Source organism: Allotamlana fucoidanivorans (genome assembly GCF_045788535.1).
In the GTDB taxonomy this organism is placed as follows: domain Bacteria; phylum Bacteroidota; class Bacteroidia; order Flavobacteriales; family Flavobacteriaceae; genus Allotamlana; species Allotamlana fucoidanivorans.
On sequence record NZ_CP074074.1, the window covers coordinates 1863371 to 1881322 of the forward strand.

The 17952-nt window shown below is 35.6% G+C and carries 16 protein-coding genes and 1 riboswitch; of the genes, 14 read left to right on the forward strand and 2 right to left on the reverse strand.

The genetic code is table 11. From position 1 onward, the window contains the following. Positions 1-25: 25 nt before the first annotated feature. From KFZ70_RS08530 to KFZ70_RS08595, 14 genes are all read left to right on the forward strand, one after another. Complete coding sequence (locus tag KFZ70_RS08530; RefSeq protein WP_139695217.1) at positions 26-2131, forward strand: HEPN domain-containing protein; 2106 nt, start codon at positions 26-28, stop codon at positions 2129-2131. Between the two features lie 9 nt (positions 2132-2140). Then, on the forward strand, positions 2141-2902 hold the full coding sequence (gene cobA / locus KFZ70_RS08535; protein ID WP_139695216.1) for a uroporphyrinogen-III C-methyltransferase: 762 nt from the start codon (positions 2141-2143) through the stop codon (positions 2900-2902). A 3-nt stretch (positions 2903-2905) separates the two neighbouring features. Further along, on the forward strand, positions 2906-3493 hold the full coding sequence (locus tag KFZ70_RS08540; protein ID WP_139695215.1) for a bifunctional precorrin-2 dehydrogenase/sirohydrochlorin ferrochelatase: 588 nt from the start codon (positions 2906-2908) through the stop codon (positions 3491-3493). 1 nt (position 3494) lies between these two features. Then, entirely contained in the window at positions 3495-4547 is a 1053-nt protein-coding gene (locus KFZ70_RS08545; protein ID WP_139695214.1) for an NAD(P)/FAD-dependent oxidoreductase, read from the forward strand. A 136-nt stretch (positions 4548-4683) separates the two neighbouring features. Then, complete coding sequence (gene epsC, locus KFZ70_RS08550) at positions 4684-5427, forward strand: serine O-acetyltransferase EpsC (RefSeq protein WP_139695213.1); 744 nt, start codon at positions 4684-4686, stop codon at positions 5425-5427. After that, positions 5411-6301: a cysteine synthase CysM gene (gene cysM / locus KFZ70_RS08555; RefSeq protein WP_139695212.1), complete on the forward strand. Its 891-nt coding sequence runs from the start codon at positions 5411-5413 to the stop codon at positions 6299-6301. The genes epsC and cysM overlap by 17 nt, the downstream gene beginning before the upstream one ends. Before the next feature lie 20 nt (positions 6302-6321). After that, a complete protein-coding gene (locus KFZ70_RS08560) occupies positions 6322-7212 on the forward strand; it encodes a metallophosphoesterase (protein WP_139695211.1) in 891 nt (296 codons plus the stop codon). A gap of 90 nt (positions 7213-7302) precedes the next feature. Further along, positions 7303-7447: riboswitch (SAM riboswitch) on the forward strand. A 51-nt stretch (positions 7448-7498) separates the two neighbouring features. Next, on the forward strand, positions 7499-8506 hold the full coding sequence (locus tag KFZ70_RS08565; RefSeq protein WP_139695210.1) for a homocysteine S-methyltransferase family protein: 1008 nt from the start codon (positions 7499-7501) through the stop codon (positions 8504-8506). Between the two features lie 32 nt (positions 8507-8538). Further along, the gene (locus KFZ70_RS08570; RefSeq protein ID WP_233244000.1) at positions 8539-8799 is read left to right on the forward strand and encodes an antibiotic biosynthesis monooxygenase; all 261 of its coding nucleotides are present in this window, start codon (positions 8539-8541) and stop codon (positions 8797-8799) included. Then, positions 8799-11474 carry a methionine synthase gene (gene metH / locus KFZ70_RS08575; protein ID WP_139695208.1) on the forward strand — a complete coding sequence of 892 codons (2676 nt, stop codon included), beginning with the start codon at positions 8799-8801 and terminating at the stop codon, positions 11472-11474. Before KFZ70_RS08570 ends, metH begins: the two co-directional genes overlap by 1 nt. A 7-nt stretch (positions 11475-11481) precedes the next feature. Further along, positions 11482-11730, forward strand: coding sequence for a hypothetical protein (locus tag KFZ70_RS08580; RefSeq protein ID WP_139695207.1), 249 nt, complete (start codon positions 11482-11484; stop codon positions 11728-11730). A 68-nt stretch (positions 11731-11798) separates the two neighbouring features. Next, positions 11799-12755 (forward strand): methylenetetrahydrofolate reductase [NAD(P)H], encoded by a 957-nt coding sequence (gene metF / locus KFZ70_RS08585; RefSeq protein ID WP_139695206.1) that lies wholly within the window; start codon positions 11799-11801, stop codon positions 12753-12755. Positions 12756-12784: 29 nt separating this feature from the next. After that, positions 12785-13885, forward strand: a complete 1101-nt coding sequence (locus KFZ70_RS08590) for an acyloxyacyl hydrolase (protein ID WP_139695205.1) — start codon at positions 12785-12787, stop codon at positions 13883-13885. Then, positions 13882-14631, forward strand: a complete 750-nt coding sequence (locus KFZ70_RS08595; RefSeq protein ID WP_139695204.1) for a head GIN domain-containing protein — start codon at positions 13882-13884, stop codon at positions 14629-14631. Before KFZ70_RS08590 ends, KFZ70_RS08595 begins: the two co-directional genes overlap by 4 nt. Here KFZ70_RS08595 and KFZ70_RS08600 read toward each other — a convergent pair. Together KFZ70_RS08600 and pta are read right to left on the reverse strand one after the other, a co-directional pair. After that, positions 14617-15804, reverse strand: a complete 1188-nt coding sequence (locus KFZ70_RS08600) for an acetate/propionate family kinase (protein ID WP_139695203.1) — start codon at positions 15802-15804, stop codon at positions 14617-14619. The genes KFZ70_RS08595 and KFZ70_RS08600 overlap by 15 nt on opposite strands. A 1-nt stretch (position 15805) precedes the next feature. After that, positions 15806-17896, reverse strand: coding sequence for a phosphate acetyltransferase (pta, locus tag KFZ70_RS08605; protein ID WP_139695202.1), 2091 nt, complete (start codon positions 17894-17896; stop codon positions 15806-15808). Between the last annotated feature and the right edge of the window lie 56 nt (positions 17897-17952).

Sequence of the window (17952 nt, forward strand, 5' to 3'; positions counted from 1 at the left end):
TTCCCGTTGGGAGGTTAGCAGAGGAATGCAAAGTTTTAGAACAGAAATAGAAAATCCAGTAGTTGAAAAAGATATCATCGATTTAGCAAATAAAATTGAGCTTTTTCACAACGGTAAGGTTGATGAAGAAAAATTTAGAAGCCTTCGTTTAGCACGTGGTGTTTACGGTCAACGTCAAGAGGGCGTACAAATGATTCGTATTAAATTACCATATGGGAAAGTGAAAAGTAATCAGTTACGTAGAATTTCAGAAGTATCTGATGAATATTCTCGTGGGCGATTACATATCACAACACGTCAAGATATTCAAATTCATTATGTAGACTTGAATAGAACGCCAGAGCTGTGGGCTGAACTTGAGCGAGATGAAATTACCTTAAGAGAAGCTTGTGGTAATACCGTGAGAAACGTAACAGCTAGTGAAACTGCTGGTATTGATGTTAATGAGCCATTTGATGTATCTCCTTATGCGGATGCTCTATTTAGGTTCTTTTTGAGAAACCCAATTTGTCAGGAAATGGGGCGTAAGTTTAAAGTGTCTTTCTCAGCTTCTGATGACGATACGGGATTGTCATACTTGCATGACCTTGGTTTTATAGCTAAAATACAAGAAGGACAACGCGGCTTTAAAGTATTGCTTGGAGGTGGTTTAGGATCACAGCCACGTCACGCTGATGTGTTATTTGATTTCTTACCAACGGATAAAATCATTCCAGTAATGGAAGGTGTTTTAAGAATTTTTGATCGTTATGGTGAGCGTAAAAGCCGAGCCAAAGCGCGTATGAAATTCTTAATTAAGGATATTGGTTTAGAGGCTTTTAAAAATTTAGTTGAAGCTGAGCAAAATGCTATAGCCTTAAAATCAGTAGCTATTGATGCTGATGCCTATGAATATGCTCAGCCAGTTGTGGTATCTAATGTTCCAGAAGTTACTATCAAAGATGAGCAAGCTTTTGAAACTTGGAAAAGCACAAACTTAGTGCCTCAAAAACAAGAGGGGTATGTGGCTATAGGTATAAAGGTGCTTTTAGGAGATTTTTACACGGATAAGGCAAGGCTTTTAGCAGATTTAGTTGAAAATTATGCGGCGGGAGAAATTCGTTTGTCATTACGTCAAAATATATTGATTCCTTATGTAAAAGAGGAACTAGTGCCATTTTTCTATCATGAGTTAGAAAAATTAGGGTTTGTTGAAGCAGGTTATAACAAAGCGGTTGATATCACAGCCTGTCCAGGTACAGATACTTGTAATTTGGGTATTGCAAGTAGTACTGGAATTGCTGATGAATTAGAGCGCGTTATAAAAGCAGAATATCCACAGTATTTAAGCAACGAAGATTTAGTGATTAAAATTAGTGGATGTATGAATGCTTGCGGACAGCACAATATGGCCAACATTGGGTTTCAAGGAATGTCTGTTCGTACACCAGATAAATTAGTAGCTCCCGCATTACAAGTATTATTAGGTGGCGGTAATTTAGGTGATGGAAATGGTGTTTTTGCAGATAAAGTGGTGAAGGTACCAAGTAGAAGAGGACCCGAAGCTTTAAGGAGAATCTTGAATGATTATGAGGCTAATGCCAAAGGGAAGAAGTTTGTTGCGTACTATAAAGAAAAAGGTGAAAGGTATTTCTATGACTTTTTACAAGATTTACAAGATGTTAGTAATTTAACTGAAAGTGATTTTATTGATTGGGGTACGGAAGAGAAATATGTAAAAGAGATTGGTATAGGGGAATGTGCTGGTGTGGTCATTGATTTAATTGCTACCTTATTTTTAGAGAGCGAAGAAAAAATTGAGAATGCTAAAGAAGCTTTAAGAAATAAAGTGTATTCAAGTGCTATTTATCATGCGTATAGCTCGTTGGTAAATTCAGCAAAAGCATTATTATTAGCAGAAAACAAGAAAACAAATACCCATGCTGGTATTATCGCACAATTTGATGAGATTTTTGTTGAAAGTGAAAAAATTGAGTTGGGCAACGTTTCTTTTTCAGAATTAGTGTATCAAATTAATAAATTTGCTCCTTCTGAAGACTTTGCATCAAAATATATTGAACAAGCAAATCAGTTTTTACAAAAAGTAAGAGCTTTCAGAGCAGTTGAAACTAATGCTGCAAAAGCGGTCTAAAATTATATAATGAACTTGAAAACACCCAAACTAACGGTTGTAGGCGCAGGTCCTGGCGATGAAGATTTAATAACCCTTAAGGCTATTAAGGCTATTGAATCTGCCGATGTGATACTTTTTGATGCGCTTATAAACGAAAATCTATTAAAATATACCTCTCAAGATACGGAGCTTATTTTTGTGGGAAAACGTAAGGGGTGTTATGCATTTCAGCAAGAACAAATCAATGAATTGATTGTCTCAAAAGCAAAAGAAAAAGGACATGTAGTAAGATTAAAAGGTGGTGACCCTTTTATTTTTGGGCGTGGTGCTGAAGAAATAGATTATGTAAGAGCATTTGGATTGGAAACTTATGTAGTGCCAGGTATATCATCGTCTGTAGCGGTGCCAGCTTATCAAGGTATTCCATTAACAAAACGAGGTGCTTCCGAAAGTTTCTGGGTCATTACTGGTACCACGAAGAAGCATAAATTGTCAAGTGATGTAGCTTTGGCAGCCAAATCAAACGCCACGGTAGTTATTTTAATGGGAATGAGTAAGCTTGGTGAGATTGTAAAGATTTTTTCCGAAGCAAACAAGCAAGATTCGGCTGTGGCTGTTATTCAAAATGGAACTAGACAAGATGAAAATGTAGGTATAGGAACCATAAATACTATTGAAAGTATTGTTGCAGAAAAACAATTATCATCACCAGCAATCATTGTTATTGGTGATGTGGTAAAAGAGCGTGCTACATTGAGTTCTATTTATAATGAGATAGCAGAAAAGTAGGATATGGAAGAAAGAAATAATTTGTATCCTATTTTTTTAAAAGCCAGAAGTTTACAGGTGCTTATTGTAGGTGGTGGTTTTGTTGCCGAAGAAAAATTAACGTTTCTTTTAAAATCGAGCCCCGATGCACATGTAACAATGGTATCCCCAATGTTTAGGGAAGGAACTATAGCTTTGGCCAAGACTGGTGATGTAACTTTAATTAAAAAGAAGTACAAGAAAAAACATCTTAAAGGAAAACATATTGTGGTGGCAACCACCAACAAGCCAAAAGTCAACCTGAATGTACATAAGCATTGTAGACAACAAAGCATTTTGGTAAATGTGGCTGATAATCCACCATATTGTGATTTTTATATGGGAGGGATTGTAACAAAAGGTAATGTAAAAGTGGCTATTTCTACCAATGGAAAATCGCCAACTACCGCTAAACGTTTAAGGCAATTTTTTGAGGAAGTAATTCCTGAAAACATAGACGATTTAGTGAAAAATTTGAACGAATACAGAAAAACAATAAAAGGTGATTTTGAAGAAAAAGTGGAAACACTTAACGAATTCACAAAAGGATTAATACAAAAAAAAGAATCATAAGATGATCAAGACTGATATACTTATTATCGGAGCAGGACCAACTGGGTTATTTACCGTTTTTGAAGCAGGGTTATTAAAACTAAAATGTCATTTAATTGACGCATTGCCACAGCCTGGTGGCCAGTGTTCAGAGATTTATCCTAAAAAACCCATCTATGATATTCCTGGGTTTCCTGAGATTTTAGCGGGTGATTTAACCAAAAACTTGTTGGAACAAGGCAAGCAATTCGAGCCAGGTTTTACTTTGGGTGAGCGTGCCGAAACTATTGATAAACAAGAAGATGGTTCTTTTATTGTAACCACAAACAAAGGCACAAAGCACCATGCGCCAGTGGTGGCTATTGCCGGTGGTTTGGGATCTTTTGAACCAAGAAAACCAGCTATTGAAGGCATAGTAGATTATGAGGATAATGGTGTAGAATACATTATTAAAGATCCTGAATTTTACAGAAATAAGCGTGTTGTCATTTCTGGAGGTGGTGATTCTGCCTTAGATTGGAGTATCTTTTTAACTGATGTAGCTTCAGAAGTAACGTTAATTCACAGAAGAAATGAGTTTAGAGGGGCGTTAGATTCGGTTGAAAAAGTTAGAGAACTAACTCAAGGAGGAAAAATTAATTTAATAACACCTGCAGAAGTTACTGAACTTCATGGTGAGGGTAATATCGAAGCGGTAACCTATGTTAAAGAAGGGGAGGCAACTCGTGTTGAGACCGATCATTTTATTCCATTATTTGGATTGTCACCAAAATTAGGACCTATTGGAAATTGGGGACTAGAGATTGAAAAGAATGCCATTAAAGTAGATAATTCGTTAAACTATCAAACCAATATTCCTGGTATTTTTGCCATTGGAGACGTGAATACGTATCCTGAGAAGTTAAAATTAATTCTTTGTGGTTTCCATGAGGCTACGTTAATGTGTCAGGCAGCTTATAGAATTATCAATCCTGGTAAAAAGTACGTTTTGAAATATACAACCGTAAGTGGAATTGATGGTTTTGACGGGTCAAGAAAAGAAGCGCCAAAAGCTGTAGTTCAAGCTATAAATTAAATTTTTAGATTATTGATAATAGTACAGTCCTGCAAGATTATTTAACATCTTGCAGGATTTTAGTTTTTACAATAAAAAGTAAGTTTATAAATATTTACAGACTATTTTTATAAACAGAAAAAAAGCCAACACATATATGAAAAGTTATAATGTTTGTTTGAAAGATACAGTAAAGACCTTTACAAAAAGACTCTTTTATTCGTTGTTTGATTGCGAACAAGAAGTGGAACATCAAGACTATTTAGAAACGACATTTTTGAAAATCCTTTTAAAACTTAAAGTTGAAAACGGATTATCTATTTGGGAGGCATTTAAAACTGAGCTCCCCGAAATACGAAGAAAACTAGATTTAGATGCTATAGCTTTTGAAAAAAATGACCCTGCGTCACATAGTTTAGAAGAAATATATATGGCTTATCCAGGATTTCATGCCATTTCAATTTATCGGTTAAGTCATGCTTTACATGAATTGGGTGTTTATATTTTACCTAGAATGATGAGTGAATATATTCATGGCATAACAGGAATTGATATTCATCCAGGAGCCACAATAGACGAGTCTTTTTATATAGATCATGGAACAGGTATTGTGATAGGAGAAACCTCTATTATTGGAAAAGGTGTAAAAATTTATCAGGGTGTTACATTAGGCGGTATTTCTGTAGCTAAAAGTTTAGCTTCTACAAAACGGCACCCAACAATAGAAGCTAATGTTTGTATTTATGCCAATGCAACCATATTAGGAGGCGATATTGTAATAGGTGCAAATAGTATTATTGGCGCCAATGTTTGGATTACAGAATCTGTTCCAGAAAATTCATTAGTAACCTATCAAACTGAGATTAAAATTAGACCCAAGAAGAATGGCATTCGAAAATAGTATCATTGGCCAAATTGGCAATACCCCCCTTGTAGAAGCAACACATCTAATCAATAAAAAAGGCGTTCGTTTATTTTTAAAATTAGAGGGCAATAACCCGGGCGGAAGCGTAAAAGACCGACCAGCCTTTAATATGATTAATGAAGCAATAAAGCGAGGGGATGTAAAAAAAGGAGGAACTTTAGTAGAAGCAACTAGTGGAAATACAGGGATTGCATTGGCTTTTATATCAAAATTATTAGGTATAAATATGGTGTTAATCATGCCTGAAAATTCTACCGAAGAGCGCGTAAAGACCATGCGTGCTTATGGTGCAGAAGTTATTTTAACCCCTGCCGACGTTGGTATTGAAGGATCACGAGATTTGGCGTTTAAGCTAAGAGATGAAAAAGGCTATGTGCTTTTAAACCAGTTTGAAAATGACGATAATTGGAAAGCACATTACAAAACTACAGGTCCTGAAATATGGGAAGCTACTAACGGAAAAATCACTCATTTTGTGTCGGCTATGGGAACCACGGGAACCATAACGGGTGTTTCTGCTTATTTGAAAGAGCAGAATAGTAATGTGACTATTGTTGGTGCACAACCAGCTGATGGGGCTAGAATACCAGGTATTAGAAAGTGGTCACCAGAATATGTACCTAAGTTTTTTAATCCGAAAAAGGTGGATATCGTGGTAGATGTGTCTGAGGAAGAAGCAAAAAATACTACCATAAAACTTGCCAAAGAAGAAGGTGTGTTTGCTGGTATGAGTAGCGGTGGTTCTGTATATTGTGCCTTGCAAATAGCAGAGGAAATAAATGAAGGGGTTATTGTAGCTATCATTTGTGATAGAGGCGATAGGTATTTGTCCTCAACATTATTTGAGTAAAGTAACAATATCAATGGATTATGAAGAAGGCCTTGTTAATAATTGGTTTATTAGTTTTTGCGTGTAAAACATCAACGGATAAATCTGATGGTAGTTTTGAAATAGGCGTAATTGCTGATTGCCAATATTGTGCCTGTGAAACCCAAGCGCCAAGGTTTTATAAAGCTGCAAAACAAAAATTGCAAGTTGCTGTAGATTTCTTGAATACAAAAGATTTGGAATATACCATTCATTTAGGAGATTTTATTGATAGAGGTTTTGCCAGTTTTGATACTGTTTTACCAATTTGGAATGCCTTGAAATCGGAAAAAAGGCATGTTTTAGGAAATCATGATTTTAGTGTAGCCGATTCTTTAAAGCGGTTTGTTCCTAATAAAATGGGACTTAAAACAAGATATTATAGCTTTAAGAAATTCAATTGGCGATTTATAGTTTTGGATGGTAATGAGCTGAGTTTTTATGGTGCAGAACCCCATAAAATAAAGCAAACCGATTCGCTTTTTAATCAACTTAAAAGTGACAACTTACCAAACGTTGCTGTTTGGAATGGAGGTTTAAGTCATGAACAGTTACAATGGATAAAATCTGAGCTAGATAAAGCAATTGTTAATGATGAGCATGTAGGTATTTATTGTCATTTTCCAGCCATTAGAGAAAGGGATTTGCATAACCTTTGGAATTTTAAAGAATTTCAAAAACTAATTCAACCCTATGAAAATGTTAAGTTTTATTTTAACGGACATAACCATGCGGGAGATTATGCAGTAAAAGATGGAGTCCATTACCTAACCTTTAAAGGGATGTTAGATACTCAAGATTCCACTGCATTTTCAGTTGTACAGTTTACCAAAGATTCTATTTTTATTAAGGGTTTTGGAAGAGAAACGTCTCGTCGATTAAAAATAAAGTAATATAAAAACAGGATTGGTCTTATTTTAGACAAACTTAGGATTATATAAAATATATGTGTTATTTTTGTGCACCAGTTCATAAATGTATTAGTGTTATCAAGAAAGGTAGAGGGAATAGACCCAATGAAACCTTGGCAACCCTTTAACTTGTAAAGAAGGTGCTACGTTCTACTGCTTGTTCAGAGTTTTTATATTGAATGTATTTTAATATCTCAAACAATCAGACAGATAACGAAAGTGTTTTTACTTTTCTTGATGATATTATACGCTTAAAATAATATCAAAAATGTCGAACATACATAAAGCTTTAAAAGAGCGAATTTTGGTTTTAGATGGCGCCATGGGAACCATGCTACAGGCCTATAAATTCACCGAAGACGATTTTCGCGGTGAGCGCTTTAAAGATTACCCCATACCGTTGCAGGGTAACAATGATTTGTTATCTATTACGCAACCTGAGGCCATAAAAGCCATTCATGGAAAGTATTTTGCAGCCGGAGCCGATATTGTAGAAACCAATACTTTTTCAGGAACCACTATTGCCATGGCTGATTACCAAATGGAAGATTTGGTATATGAATTAAATTATGAATCAGCTAAAATTGCTAAAGAAGTAGCGCATGAGTTTACAGCTAAAGAACCTCATAAACCACGTTTTGTAGGTGGTTCTATTGGTCCAACAAACCGTACAGCAAGTATGTCTCCCGATGTGAATGATCCAGGATATAGAGCAGTAACGTTTGATGAATTACGGATAGCCTATAAACAGCAAGTTGAAGCTTTGGTTGATGGCGGCGTAGATTTATTATTGGTTGAAACAGTGTTTGATACCTTAAATGCCAAGGCGGCTTTGTTTGCCATAGAGCAGGTAAAAGAAGAAAGAAATATAGATATTCCTATCATGTTGAGTGGTACCATTACGGATGCTTCAGGAAGAACCTTATCAGGACAAACCGCAGAGGCTTTTTTAATTTCAGTGTCGCATATTCCGTTGTTATCAATTGGTTTCAACTGTGCATTAGGAGCTAATTTGCTACAGCCTCATTTAGAAGCTATTGCTAATAAAACCGATTTTGCCATTTCAGCACACCCTAATGCCGGATTGCCAAATGCCTTTGGAGAATATGACGAATCTCCAGAAGAAATGGGTGAGCAAATAGAAGAATATTTAAAGAAAAATTTAATCAACATCATTGGAGGATGTTGCGGAACATCGCCTGACCATATTCGTGTGATTGCTGAAATTGCTGCAAAATACAAGCCTCGTAAAATAGCTGTTGAAGCTGAACTATAATACAAGATATCTTGATTTTAGAAGTAGCGATATTGAATGTAAAGACTGGACAATCTAAAGCATTTGAGGAAAACTTTAAAAAAGCCGAAAGGATTATTACATCAATGAAAGGGTATGTGTCTCATGATTTAAAGAAATGTATTGAAGAAGTTGATAAATATATATTATTAGTGAACTGGAAAACGATTGAGGATCATGAAATTGGATTTCGTCAATCAGAAAAATATCAAGAATGGAAGGCTTTATTGCATCATTTTTATGAACCATTTCCAACGGTAGAACATTATAAGTAATGAAGATAAAACAAACGAAATACATGAAATTGTCTGGTTTAGAACCTTTGGTTTTAAATGAAAACAGCAATTTTATAAACGTAGGAGAACGAACCAATGTTGCAGGGTCACGTAAGTTTTTGCGTTTAATAAAAGAAGAACAGTTTGACGAAGCGCTTGATATTGCACGCCATCAAGTAGATGGTGGTGCACAAATTATTGATATTAATATGGACGATGGTCTTATTGATGGTAAAGAAGCGATGGTTCGGTTTTTAAACCTGATTGCAGCTGAGCCTGATATTTGTCGTGTGCCTATTATGATAGACTCTTCTAAATGGGACATCATTGAGGCTGGTCTGCAAGTGGTTCAAGGGAAATGTGTAGTTAATTCTATTTCCTTAAAAGAAGGCGAAGAAAAATTTATCTGGGAAGCCACCCAGATTAAACGTTATGGAGCTGCTGTAATAGTTATGGCTTTTGATGAAGTGGGGCAAGCCGATAACTACGAGCGTCGAATTGAAATCGCACAGCGTTCTTATGATATTTTAGTAAATAAAGTGGGCTTCCCTTCTGAGGACATTATTTTCGATTTAAATATTTTTCCTGTGGCAACAGGGATGGAAGAGCATAGAAAAAATGCCATTGACTTTATTGAAGCCACACGGTGGGTTAGAGAAAATCTTGAAAATGTTAGTGTAAGCGGTGGTGTAAGTAACGTATCATTCTCCTTCAGAGGGAACAATATTGTGCGTGAAGCTATGCACTCGGTATTTTTATATTATGCCATTCAGGCAGGTATGAATATGGGTATTGTAAACCCGGCAATGCTAGAAGTGTATGATGATATTCCAAAAGACCTTTTAGAGCATATAGAAGATGTCATTCTTGATAGGCGCGATGATGCTACCGAGCGTTTATTAGAATTTGCCGAAACCGTAAAAGGGACAAAAGTTGAAAAAGCGTTGGACCTTTCTTGGAGAGAAATGCCTTTGCAAGATAGGATAACCCATGCCTTAGTAAAAGGTATTGATGCGTTTATTCTTGAAGATATTGAGCAGGCCAGACAAGAAGCTGAAAAGCCTATTGATGTGATTGAAGGGCATTTAATGATAGGAATGAATGTGGTGGGCGATTTATTTGGAGCAGGAAAAATGTTCTTGCCACAGGTAGTAAAATCGGCGCGTGTTATGAAAAAGGCTGTGGCGTATTTGAATCCTTTTATTGAAGCTGAAAAGTCTGATAAATCAGAGCCTGTTGGTAAAATACTAATGGCTACTGTAAAAGGCGATGTGCATGATATTGGTAAAAATATTGTGAGTGTAGTTTTAGCTTGTAACAACTATGAAATTGTTGATTTAGGGGTTATGGTACCGCCAGAGAAGATTATTGAAACTGCTATTTCAGAGCGTGTAGATGCTATTGGCTTATCAGGTTTAATCACACCATCATTAGATGAAATGGTGTATTTGGCTAAAGAAATGCAGCGTCAAAATTTTGAAGTACCCTTATTAATTGGAGGAGCAACAACCTCAAAAGCGCATACAGCTGTTAAAATAGATACGCAGTATGATAATGCCGTAGTACATGTAAATGATGCTTCTAGAGCGGTAACTGTTGTTGGCGATTTGCTGAATAAGAAAACGGCTCATGAATACGTGGCTAAGCTGAAGAAAGATTATGATGAGTTTAGATCCAAGTTTTTAAAACGCGGCAAAGAAAAATCATATATTTCAATCAGGGAAGCTCGGCAAAGAAAATATAGCATTGATTGGGAAACATCTGAAATAGTAAAACCTAAAGAATTAGGGGTTCAAATGCTAAAGCAATTAAGTTTAAAGGAATTGGAGCCTTTTATAGATTGGAGTCCGTTTTTTAGAAGTTGGGATTTGCATGGTAAGTTTCCTGATATTTTGAATGATGATGTGGTTGGTGAGCAAGCTACCCAGCTTTATGAGGATGCCAAGGCAATGGTTCAAGATATTATTGCTAAACAGTTGTTGAAGCCCAAAGGCATTTTCGGATTGTTTGAAGCAAATAGCATTAATGATGATGATATTTTGGTACAAAAGAAAGGCAAAGAAGTTGCTGTTTTTAGAACTTTACGTCAGCAATTAAAAAAACGCGAAGGTGTGCCTAATCATGCTTTAGCTGATTTTATTGCGCCTAAAGATTCTGGTAAAACAGATTATATTGGTGCTTTTTGTGTAGCTATTTTTGGAGCACAAGAATTGGCTGAGAGCTATAAAGAAAAGCATGATGACTACAATGCAATTATGACACAAGCTATTGCCGATAGGTTTGCTGAAGCTTTTGCTGAATATTTACATAAGCAAGTACGTGTTAAGCATTGGGGGTATGCGGCAAATGAAGATTTAAGTAACGATGATTTGATTAAGGAGAGTTACAAAGGTATTCGTCCGGCGCCAGGCTATCCAGCTTGTCCAGATCATTTAGAGAAAGAAACCATTTGGGAACTATTAGATATAGAAAAAATTATTGGAGTAAAATTAACGGAAAGTTTAGCTATGTGGCCAGCGGCAGCGGTTTCAGGGTATTATTTTGCCAATCCAGAAGCTAAGTATTTCGGATTGGGGAAAATTACAGATGATCAGCTAACAGATTATGCTAACCGAAAAGGTATCGATAAAGACCAAGCTAGAAAATGGCTACATGCAAATATAGCTGACGAATAATTAAAACATGAATACAGCATTTATAGAATTAACCTTAGGAAGTTATATTATTTCACATGGATACGACTCTAAAAGAAAAGAACACTTAGAGCATGTGCCCTCAGACAAATTTTCAAAAAAACTAGTGGCTATAAATAGAATAAAATCGGTTAGTGAAAAATACATTTTAACCGATTATATTGACGGCCGTTGGATTTATTGGGAATATCTAGAAGATTATGAAGCGGTAAAAAAGCGTTTACAGCTATCGTTTTAACCATTAAAATCCGTAAAAGACAAATAAAAAAATACTTTCGGAAATTGCCGAAAAGATAAAAACAAGTTATGAAAGTAACAGACCATATAAAACAAGCCAACGGAAAAACATTGTTTTCGTTTGAGGTGATACCGCCAAAAAAAGGAAAAAATATTCAAGATTTATACAATAATATTGATCCGTTAATGGAGTTCAATCCACCATTTATTGATGTTACTACCTCGCGTGAGGAATACGTGTATATTGATAAAGGAAACGGATTACTTGATAAACGGATTACGCGCATGCGTCCGGGAACTGTAGGTATTTGTGCTTCTATTATGCATAAGTATCAAGTAGATGCCATTCCACATTTATTATGTGGCGGATTTACTAAAGAAGAAACGGAGTATGTATTGGTAGATTGTCATTATTTGGGTATTGACAATGTTATGGCACTTCGTGGCGATTCAATGAAGGACGAGCCGTATTTTAGACCTGTAAAAGGCGGACATGCTTATGCCAGTGGCTTAGTAGAGCAAATTTCAAATTTAAACAAAGGACAGTATTTACATGATGATGTAGAGGTAGAACATAATTCTGATTTTTGTGTGGGTGTGGCGGGTTATCCTGAAAAGCATATGGAAGCCCCATCATTAGTAACCGATATGCGTCGTCTAAAAGAAAAAGTAGATGCTGGTGCTGATTATGTGGTGACTCAAATGTTTTTTGATAATCAAAAGTATTTCGAGTTTGTTGAAAAAGCTAGAGAAATGGGTATTACCATACCTATTATTCCTGGTATAAAACCTATTGCTGTAAAGCGCCATTTACAATTGTTGCCTCAGGTATTTAAAATTGATTTACCTCAAGATTTAATTGATGCCGTTGAAGCCTGTAAAGACAATAAACAAGTAAGGCAGGTTGGGGTTGAATTTGCTATTCAGCAATCAAAAGAATTACGCGAGGCAGGAGTGCCAGTGTTGCACTATTATTCAATGGGTAAAAGTGATAATGTACACGCTATAGCAAAGGCTTTGTTTTAAATAGTGTTTTTTAGAACGTAACCTTTGTTATGAAATTTTATCTGGCTTGTGCACTTTCTTTAGTTTTTTGTCTTGTTTGGTCACAAGAAAAAAAGCATACGTCTTATTTTGATGTTAATTATTTTAAAGGGAATATAGCGGAGCACAATACCGATGTTTTACATCTCATAAAAGGGCATCCTGAAGGTGTTATTTTAAGCTGGAATAAAAAAACATATGGATATAATGCATGGGAACAACTATATAATTATCCAGATTATGGTGTTTCTTTTTCATATCAAAGTTTAAAAAATGATGTATTAGGGAATAATTATGCACTTTATGCCCATTACAATTTTTACTTCTTTAAGCGGCATGTCATGTTTCGTGTGGGGCAAGGATTAGCATTAAGCACCAATCCATATGATAAAGTAAATAATTTTAGAAATAATGCATTTGGTTCAACCTTTTTGAGTAGTACCTATATGATGCTCAATTACAAAAAGGAACGTATTTTTAATAGACTAGGTTTGCAAGCGGGTTTTTCACTTATTCATTACTCCAATGCTAATGTTAAGGCGCCAAATACAAGTATAAACTCCCTTACGTTTAATATTGGTGCTACCTACAATTTAGAGGAAGCCGAGCCAGAATATATAACAGATATTGTACATGCAGACAAAGAAAAATTTACAGAACCTGTTAAGTTTAATATAGCTTTTCGGGCTGGTGTTAATGAAAGTGATGTTGTAGGAAGTGGTCGATTTCCATTTTATATTGCTTCGGTTTATGCCGATAAACGTATCAATAAGAAAAGTGCTTTGCAATTTGGTACTGATGCTTTTTTTTCAAAATTTTTAAAAGAACTTATTTATTACCAAAGCGTAGCTGGATTGGGTGAAAATGTTACAGGAGAAGAAGATTATAAGCGAGTTGGGTTGTTTGTTGGTCATGAGCTGTTTGTAAACAGAATGTCTTTGGTAACACAGTTGGGATATTATATTTATTATCCGTTTGATTTTGAAGGAAGAAGCTATTTTCGAATCGGTTTGAAGCGTTATTTTGGAAACACATGGTTTGGCGCTTTAACATTGAAATCGCATGGCGCAAAAGCTGAATGTGTTGAATTTGGAATAGGAGTACGATTATGAAAAAAGTGCTATTAGTATTAAGTCTAGGTTTAATAGGTTATTCCTGCAATAAGGAATCTGCACCAGATTGTTTACAAACTACAGGTAAAACAATTCGGCATGAGATTACAGTATCAAATTTTGACAAGATTTTTGTAAATCGCGATATTGAACTCATTATAAAAGAGGGGCAAGAGCAAAAAGTGGTTGTAGAAACAGGTAAAAACTTGATGCCAAGTGTTGTAGTGAGTGTGTTGGATGGAATATTAATATTGACTCAAAATAACACCTGTAATTATTTCAGATCTTATGATGCTACTAAGGTTTATGTTACATCACCAAACATAAGAGAAATAAGAAGTTCTACACAATACAATATTACATCTGATGGCGTATTAACCTATCCTGATTTAACACTTCTGTCTGAAGATTATGGTGTAGAAGATACTTACACCAGTGCTAATTTTTACTTAGAAGTTGATAACAATAGTTTGAGTTTTGTGTTTAATAACCTATCAAACGCTTTTGTTTCTGGCGCAACTGATAACTTACATGTAACTTTGGCGGCAGGAACCTCAAGATTTGAAGCACGGCAATTAATTGCTCAAAATGTAACTTTTTGGAATAGGAGCTCAAATGACATCATAATAAACCCGCAACAAAAACTTTCAGGAAAAATTTCTGGTACAGGTCATGTTATAGCTATTAATAAACCACGTGTGGTTGATGTAGAGGTGGTTTATAAGGGAAAATTAATTTTTGAATAGATCAACCGATTGTTTTGCTATTTCCAACTCTTCGTTTGTTGGAATAACTAATATTTTCACTTTAGAATCTACTGTGTTTATCGTTCTAATGTTACTAGAGCGCTTTTCGTTTTCTTCTTGGTTTAGTTTTATTCCTAAAAAGTCTAAATCCTCACAAACCATTTTTCTAATCACACTTGAGTTTTCTCCTATACCAGCAGTAAAGACAATAGCATCTATGCCGTTTAAAATGGCCGTGTAGCTACCAAGGTATTTTTTTATACGGTAGGCATTCATATCTAATGCCAATTGGCACGCCTTATTTCCGTTTTCAGCTTCGGCTTGAATATCTCTTAAATCACTCAATCCTGTTAGACCTAGCATACCACTTTTCTTTTGTAAAAGCGTATTAATTTCATCAAGGCTATAATTGTATTTTTCGGCAAGGTAAAATATAATAGACGGGTCAATATCTCCACAACGGGTTCCCATAATTAAACCTGTTACAGGAGAAAAACCAAGAGAATGGTCTACACTCTTTCCATCTTTTACAGCCGTCATACTACAGCCGTTTCCTAAATGGATGGTAATAATTTTGGATTGTTCTTTGCCTAAAAAATCAATTGCTTTTTCAGAAACGTATTTATGACTGGTGCCGTGAAAACCATACAAACGGATATTATGCTCATCTGAAAATTTATTTGGGATAGCATACCGATAAGCTTTTTCAGGAATAGATTGGTGGAATGCTGTATCAAAAACAGCCACCTGTTTAGCGTTAGGAAAAATAGCTTCAGCCACTTCAATGCCTTCAAGATTAGCAGGGTTATGTAAAGGTGCTAAAGACGAAAGGGCTTTGATTTTTTCTTTTACCGTTTCTGTGATTTCAGTGGTATCGCTAAAGTGGCTACCGCCATGAACAACACGGTGTCCTACAATATTAATGTCGTCGGCCGATTTTATTATACCTGTTTTTTCGTTTAACAACTGTTTAGCAAGTAATTCTAATCCAGTTTTATGGTCAGGAATTGCTGTTTCTACGGTTATGGAATCCTTATCTGTATTAAACTTAAACTTACCATCTTCTAAACCAATACGCTCAATGAGACCCGAGCACAAAATACGTGCTTCAGGCATGGTAAATAATTGAAATTTAAGGGAAGAACTTCCTGAATTTAAAACTAATACTTGCATGTTATATTTCTTGTGCTTGAATTGCTGTTATTATTACGGTGCTGTAAATGTCATCTGCGGTACACCCTCTACTTAAATCATTAACGGGTTTGTTAAGGCCCTGAAGCATTGGGCCAATGGCTAACGCTCCAGTTTCACGTTGTACAGCTTTGTAGGTGTTGTTACCTGTATTTAAATCAGGGAATATCAATACGCTAGCTTGACCGGCCACATCCGATTCGGGTAATTTGCTTTTACCAATACGCATATCAACAGCAGCATCATACTGGATAGGGCCTTCAATTTTCATATCGGGAGCAGCGGCTTTGGCAAGCTCTGTAGCTTTTCTAACCTTATCAACTTCCTCGCCTTTTCCTGAACTTCCAGAGGAATAAGATAGCAAGGCTACTTTAGGTTCAACACCAAAATTTTGAGCGGTTTGTGCAGACGAAACAGCTATTTCTGCCAACTGCTCTGCATTAGGGTTTGGATTAATAGCGCAATCACCAAAAATAGATACGCGGTCTTCCAAACACATAAAGAATACAGATGATACAATATTACATCCAGGTTTTGTTTTGATGAATTGTAGTGCTGGTCTTAGGGTGTGTGCTGTGGTATGTACAGCACCAGAAACCATACCATCTGCATGGCCTTTGTAAATCATCATGGTTGCAAAATAGGATACATCAGACATAGCATCTCGAGCCATATCTAAATTTACATTTTTATGTTTTCGCAATTCGTAAAATGTATTGACGTAATCTTGAAAATGGGCCGATTTTTGGGGAGAAACAATGTTTACTTTTTTCAAATCAAGAGGAATGTCTTGTTTTTCAACAATTTCAGCAATTTTATCTTCTTCACCAATAAGAGTTAATTCTACCACATTAGCGTCTACCAATCTTGCTGATGCCCTTAAAATACGTTCATCATAACCTTCGGGCAGCACAATATGCTTTTTGTCTTTTAAAGCTCGTTGAAGCAAATTGTATTGGAACATTCTTGGGGTGAATATACCAGATTCAAACGTTACTAAGTCATTAGCCAACTTATCAGTATCTACATGCTTTTCAAACGTAGCAATAGAGGTTTCTATTTTTTCAATGTTCTCGGCATAAATTCTAGATTTAATTTTACCAATGGTATTGGTAACCTGAAAAGTGCCTTTTTTAACACTGATAATAGGTACAACACTTGAAAGACCTTCTATTAATTTTAAAATTGTGTCTTCAGGAATTAGTCCACCAGTTAATATAATGCCTGATACTTTAGGGTAATTTTTAGAGATATTTGCTTGTAAAGCACCTAAAATAATATCAGCTCTATCACCAGGTGTTATGACCAAGGCATTCTCTTTTAAATGCAGTAAATAATTGCGTAGTTGCATGGCACCCACACTAAAATTTTCAGATTGATTGTTAATCATGTCTTCACCAAAAAGAACCGTTCCTTTTAGCTTTTTTACAATCTCTTTTATAGTAGGACTGGCTAAGCTGCTAATTTTTGGAATAACCGTAACATCAGCCGTTGTTTGAATTCTGTTTTTAATTAATGCTTTCAGCGTAGAAACCTCATCAGGGTTTACCTTGTTTGTCATGATAGAAAGTACATCTACCTCTTCTTTAAAGGCATCATGAGCCAGTTGTACATTGTCAACAATGTCATGTAAAGGAATACCATCACCTTGAGATACGAGAATAACAGGAAGACCTAAGTTTTTTGAAATGATAATATTGATATCTAATTCTAAACTAGAGTTTTCGTGAGAAAAATCTGTACCCTCCACTAAAACAAAGTCGAAACGCTCTTCTTGGTATTTAAACTTTTTTATGACGTGATCAATAACATCTCCAGACTTACCTTTGTTGTAAAGTTCAAGTAACTCACTTCTGGTATAAGCATACGTGTTCTTGTAATTTATATCAATTTCAAAGTATGACAGTACGGTGTTAATGTGATTGTCCATTTCACCATTTTCGGTATCTTCAATTATAGGTCTGAAGTAACCAACTTTGGCTGTTTTACCCAGAAGCATACGCATTAAGCCCAATACAATTACAGATTTACCACTGTTAGGTTCAACCGTAGCTACATAAATTCCTTTACTCATTTTAGTGTTTTTATTGTTTACAAAGATAATATTCTAGTTTTTTAAATAGCTTTTTA

Excerpts from the sequence above, each read along its gene's own strand:
- KFZ70_RS08530 (WP_139695217.1), top strand. The coding sequence starts at position 26 with ATGCAAAGTTTTAGAACAGAAATAGAAAATCCAGTAGTTGAAAAAGAT.
- cobA (WP_139695216.1), top strand. The coding sequence starts at position 2,141 with ATGAACTTGAAAACACCCAAACTAACGGTTGTAGGCGCAGGTCCTGGC.
- KFZ70_RS08540 (WP_139695215.1), top strand. The coding sequence starts at position 2,906 with ATGGAAGAAAGAAATAATTTGTATCCTATTTTTTTAAAAGCCAGAAGT.
- KFZ70_RS08545 (WP_139695214.1), top strand. The coding sequence starts at position 3,495 with ATGATCAAGACTGATATACTTATTATCGGAGCAGGACCAACTGGGTTA.
- epsC (WP_139695213.1), top strand. The coding sequence starts at position 4,684 with ATGAAAAGTTATAATGTTTGTTTGAAAGATACAGTAAAGACCTTTACA.
- cysM (WP_139695212.1), top strand. The coding sequence starts at position 5,411 with ATGGCATTCGAAAATAGTATCATTGGCCAAATTGGCAATACCCCCCTT.
- KFZ70_RS08560 (WP_139695211.1), top strand. The coding sequence starts at position 6,322 with ATGAAGAAGGCCTTGTTAATAATTGGTTTATTAGTTTTTGCGTGTAAA.
- KFZ70_RS08565 (WP_139695210.1), top strand. The coding sequence starts at position 7,499 with ATGTCGAACATACATAAAGCTTTAAAAGAGCGAATTTTGGTTTTAGAT.
- metH (WP_139695208.1), top strand. The coding sequence starts at position 8,799 with ATGAAGATAAAACAAACGAAATACATGAAATTGTCTGGTTTAGAACCT.
- KFZ70_RS08580 (WP_139695207.1), top strand. The coding sequence starts at position 11,482 with ATGAATACAGCATTTATAGAATTAACCTTAGGAAGTTATATTATTTCA.
- metF (WP_139695206.1), top strand. The coding sequence starts at position 11,799 with ATGAAAGTAACAGACCATATAAAACAAGCCAACGGAAAAACATTGTTT.
- KFZ70_RS08590 (WP_139695205.1), top strand. The coding sequence starts at position 12,785 with ATGAAATTTTATCTGGCTTGTGCACTTTCTTTAGTTTTTTGTCTTGTT.
- KFZ70_RS08595 (WP_139695204.1), top strand. The coding sequence starts at position 13,882 with ATGAAAAAAGTGCTATTAGTATTAAGTCTAGGTTTAATAGGTTATTCC.
- KFZ70_RS08600 (WP_139695203.1), bottom strand. The coding sequence starts at position 15,804 with ATGCAAGTATTAGTTTTAAATTCAGGAAGTTCTTCCCTTAAATTTCAA.
- pta (WP_139695202.1), bottom strand. The coding sequence starts at position 17,896 with ATGAGTAAAGGAATTTATGTAGCTACGGTTGAACCTAACAGTGGTAAA.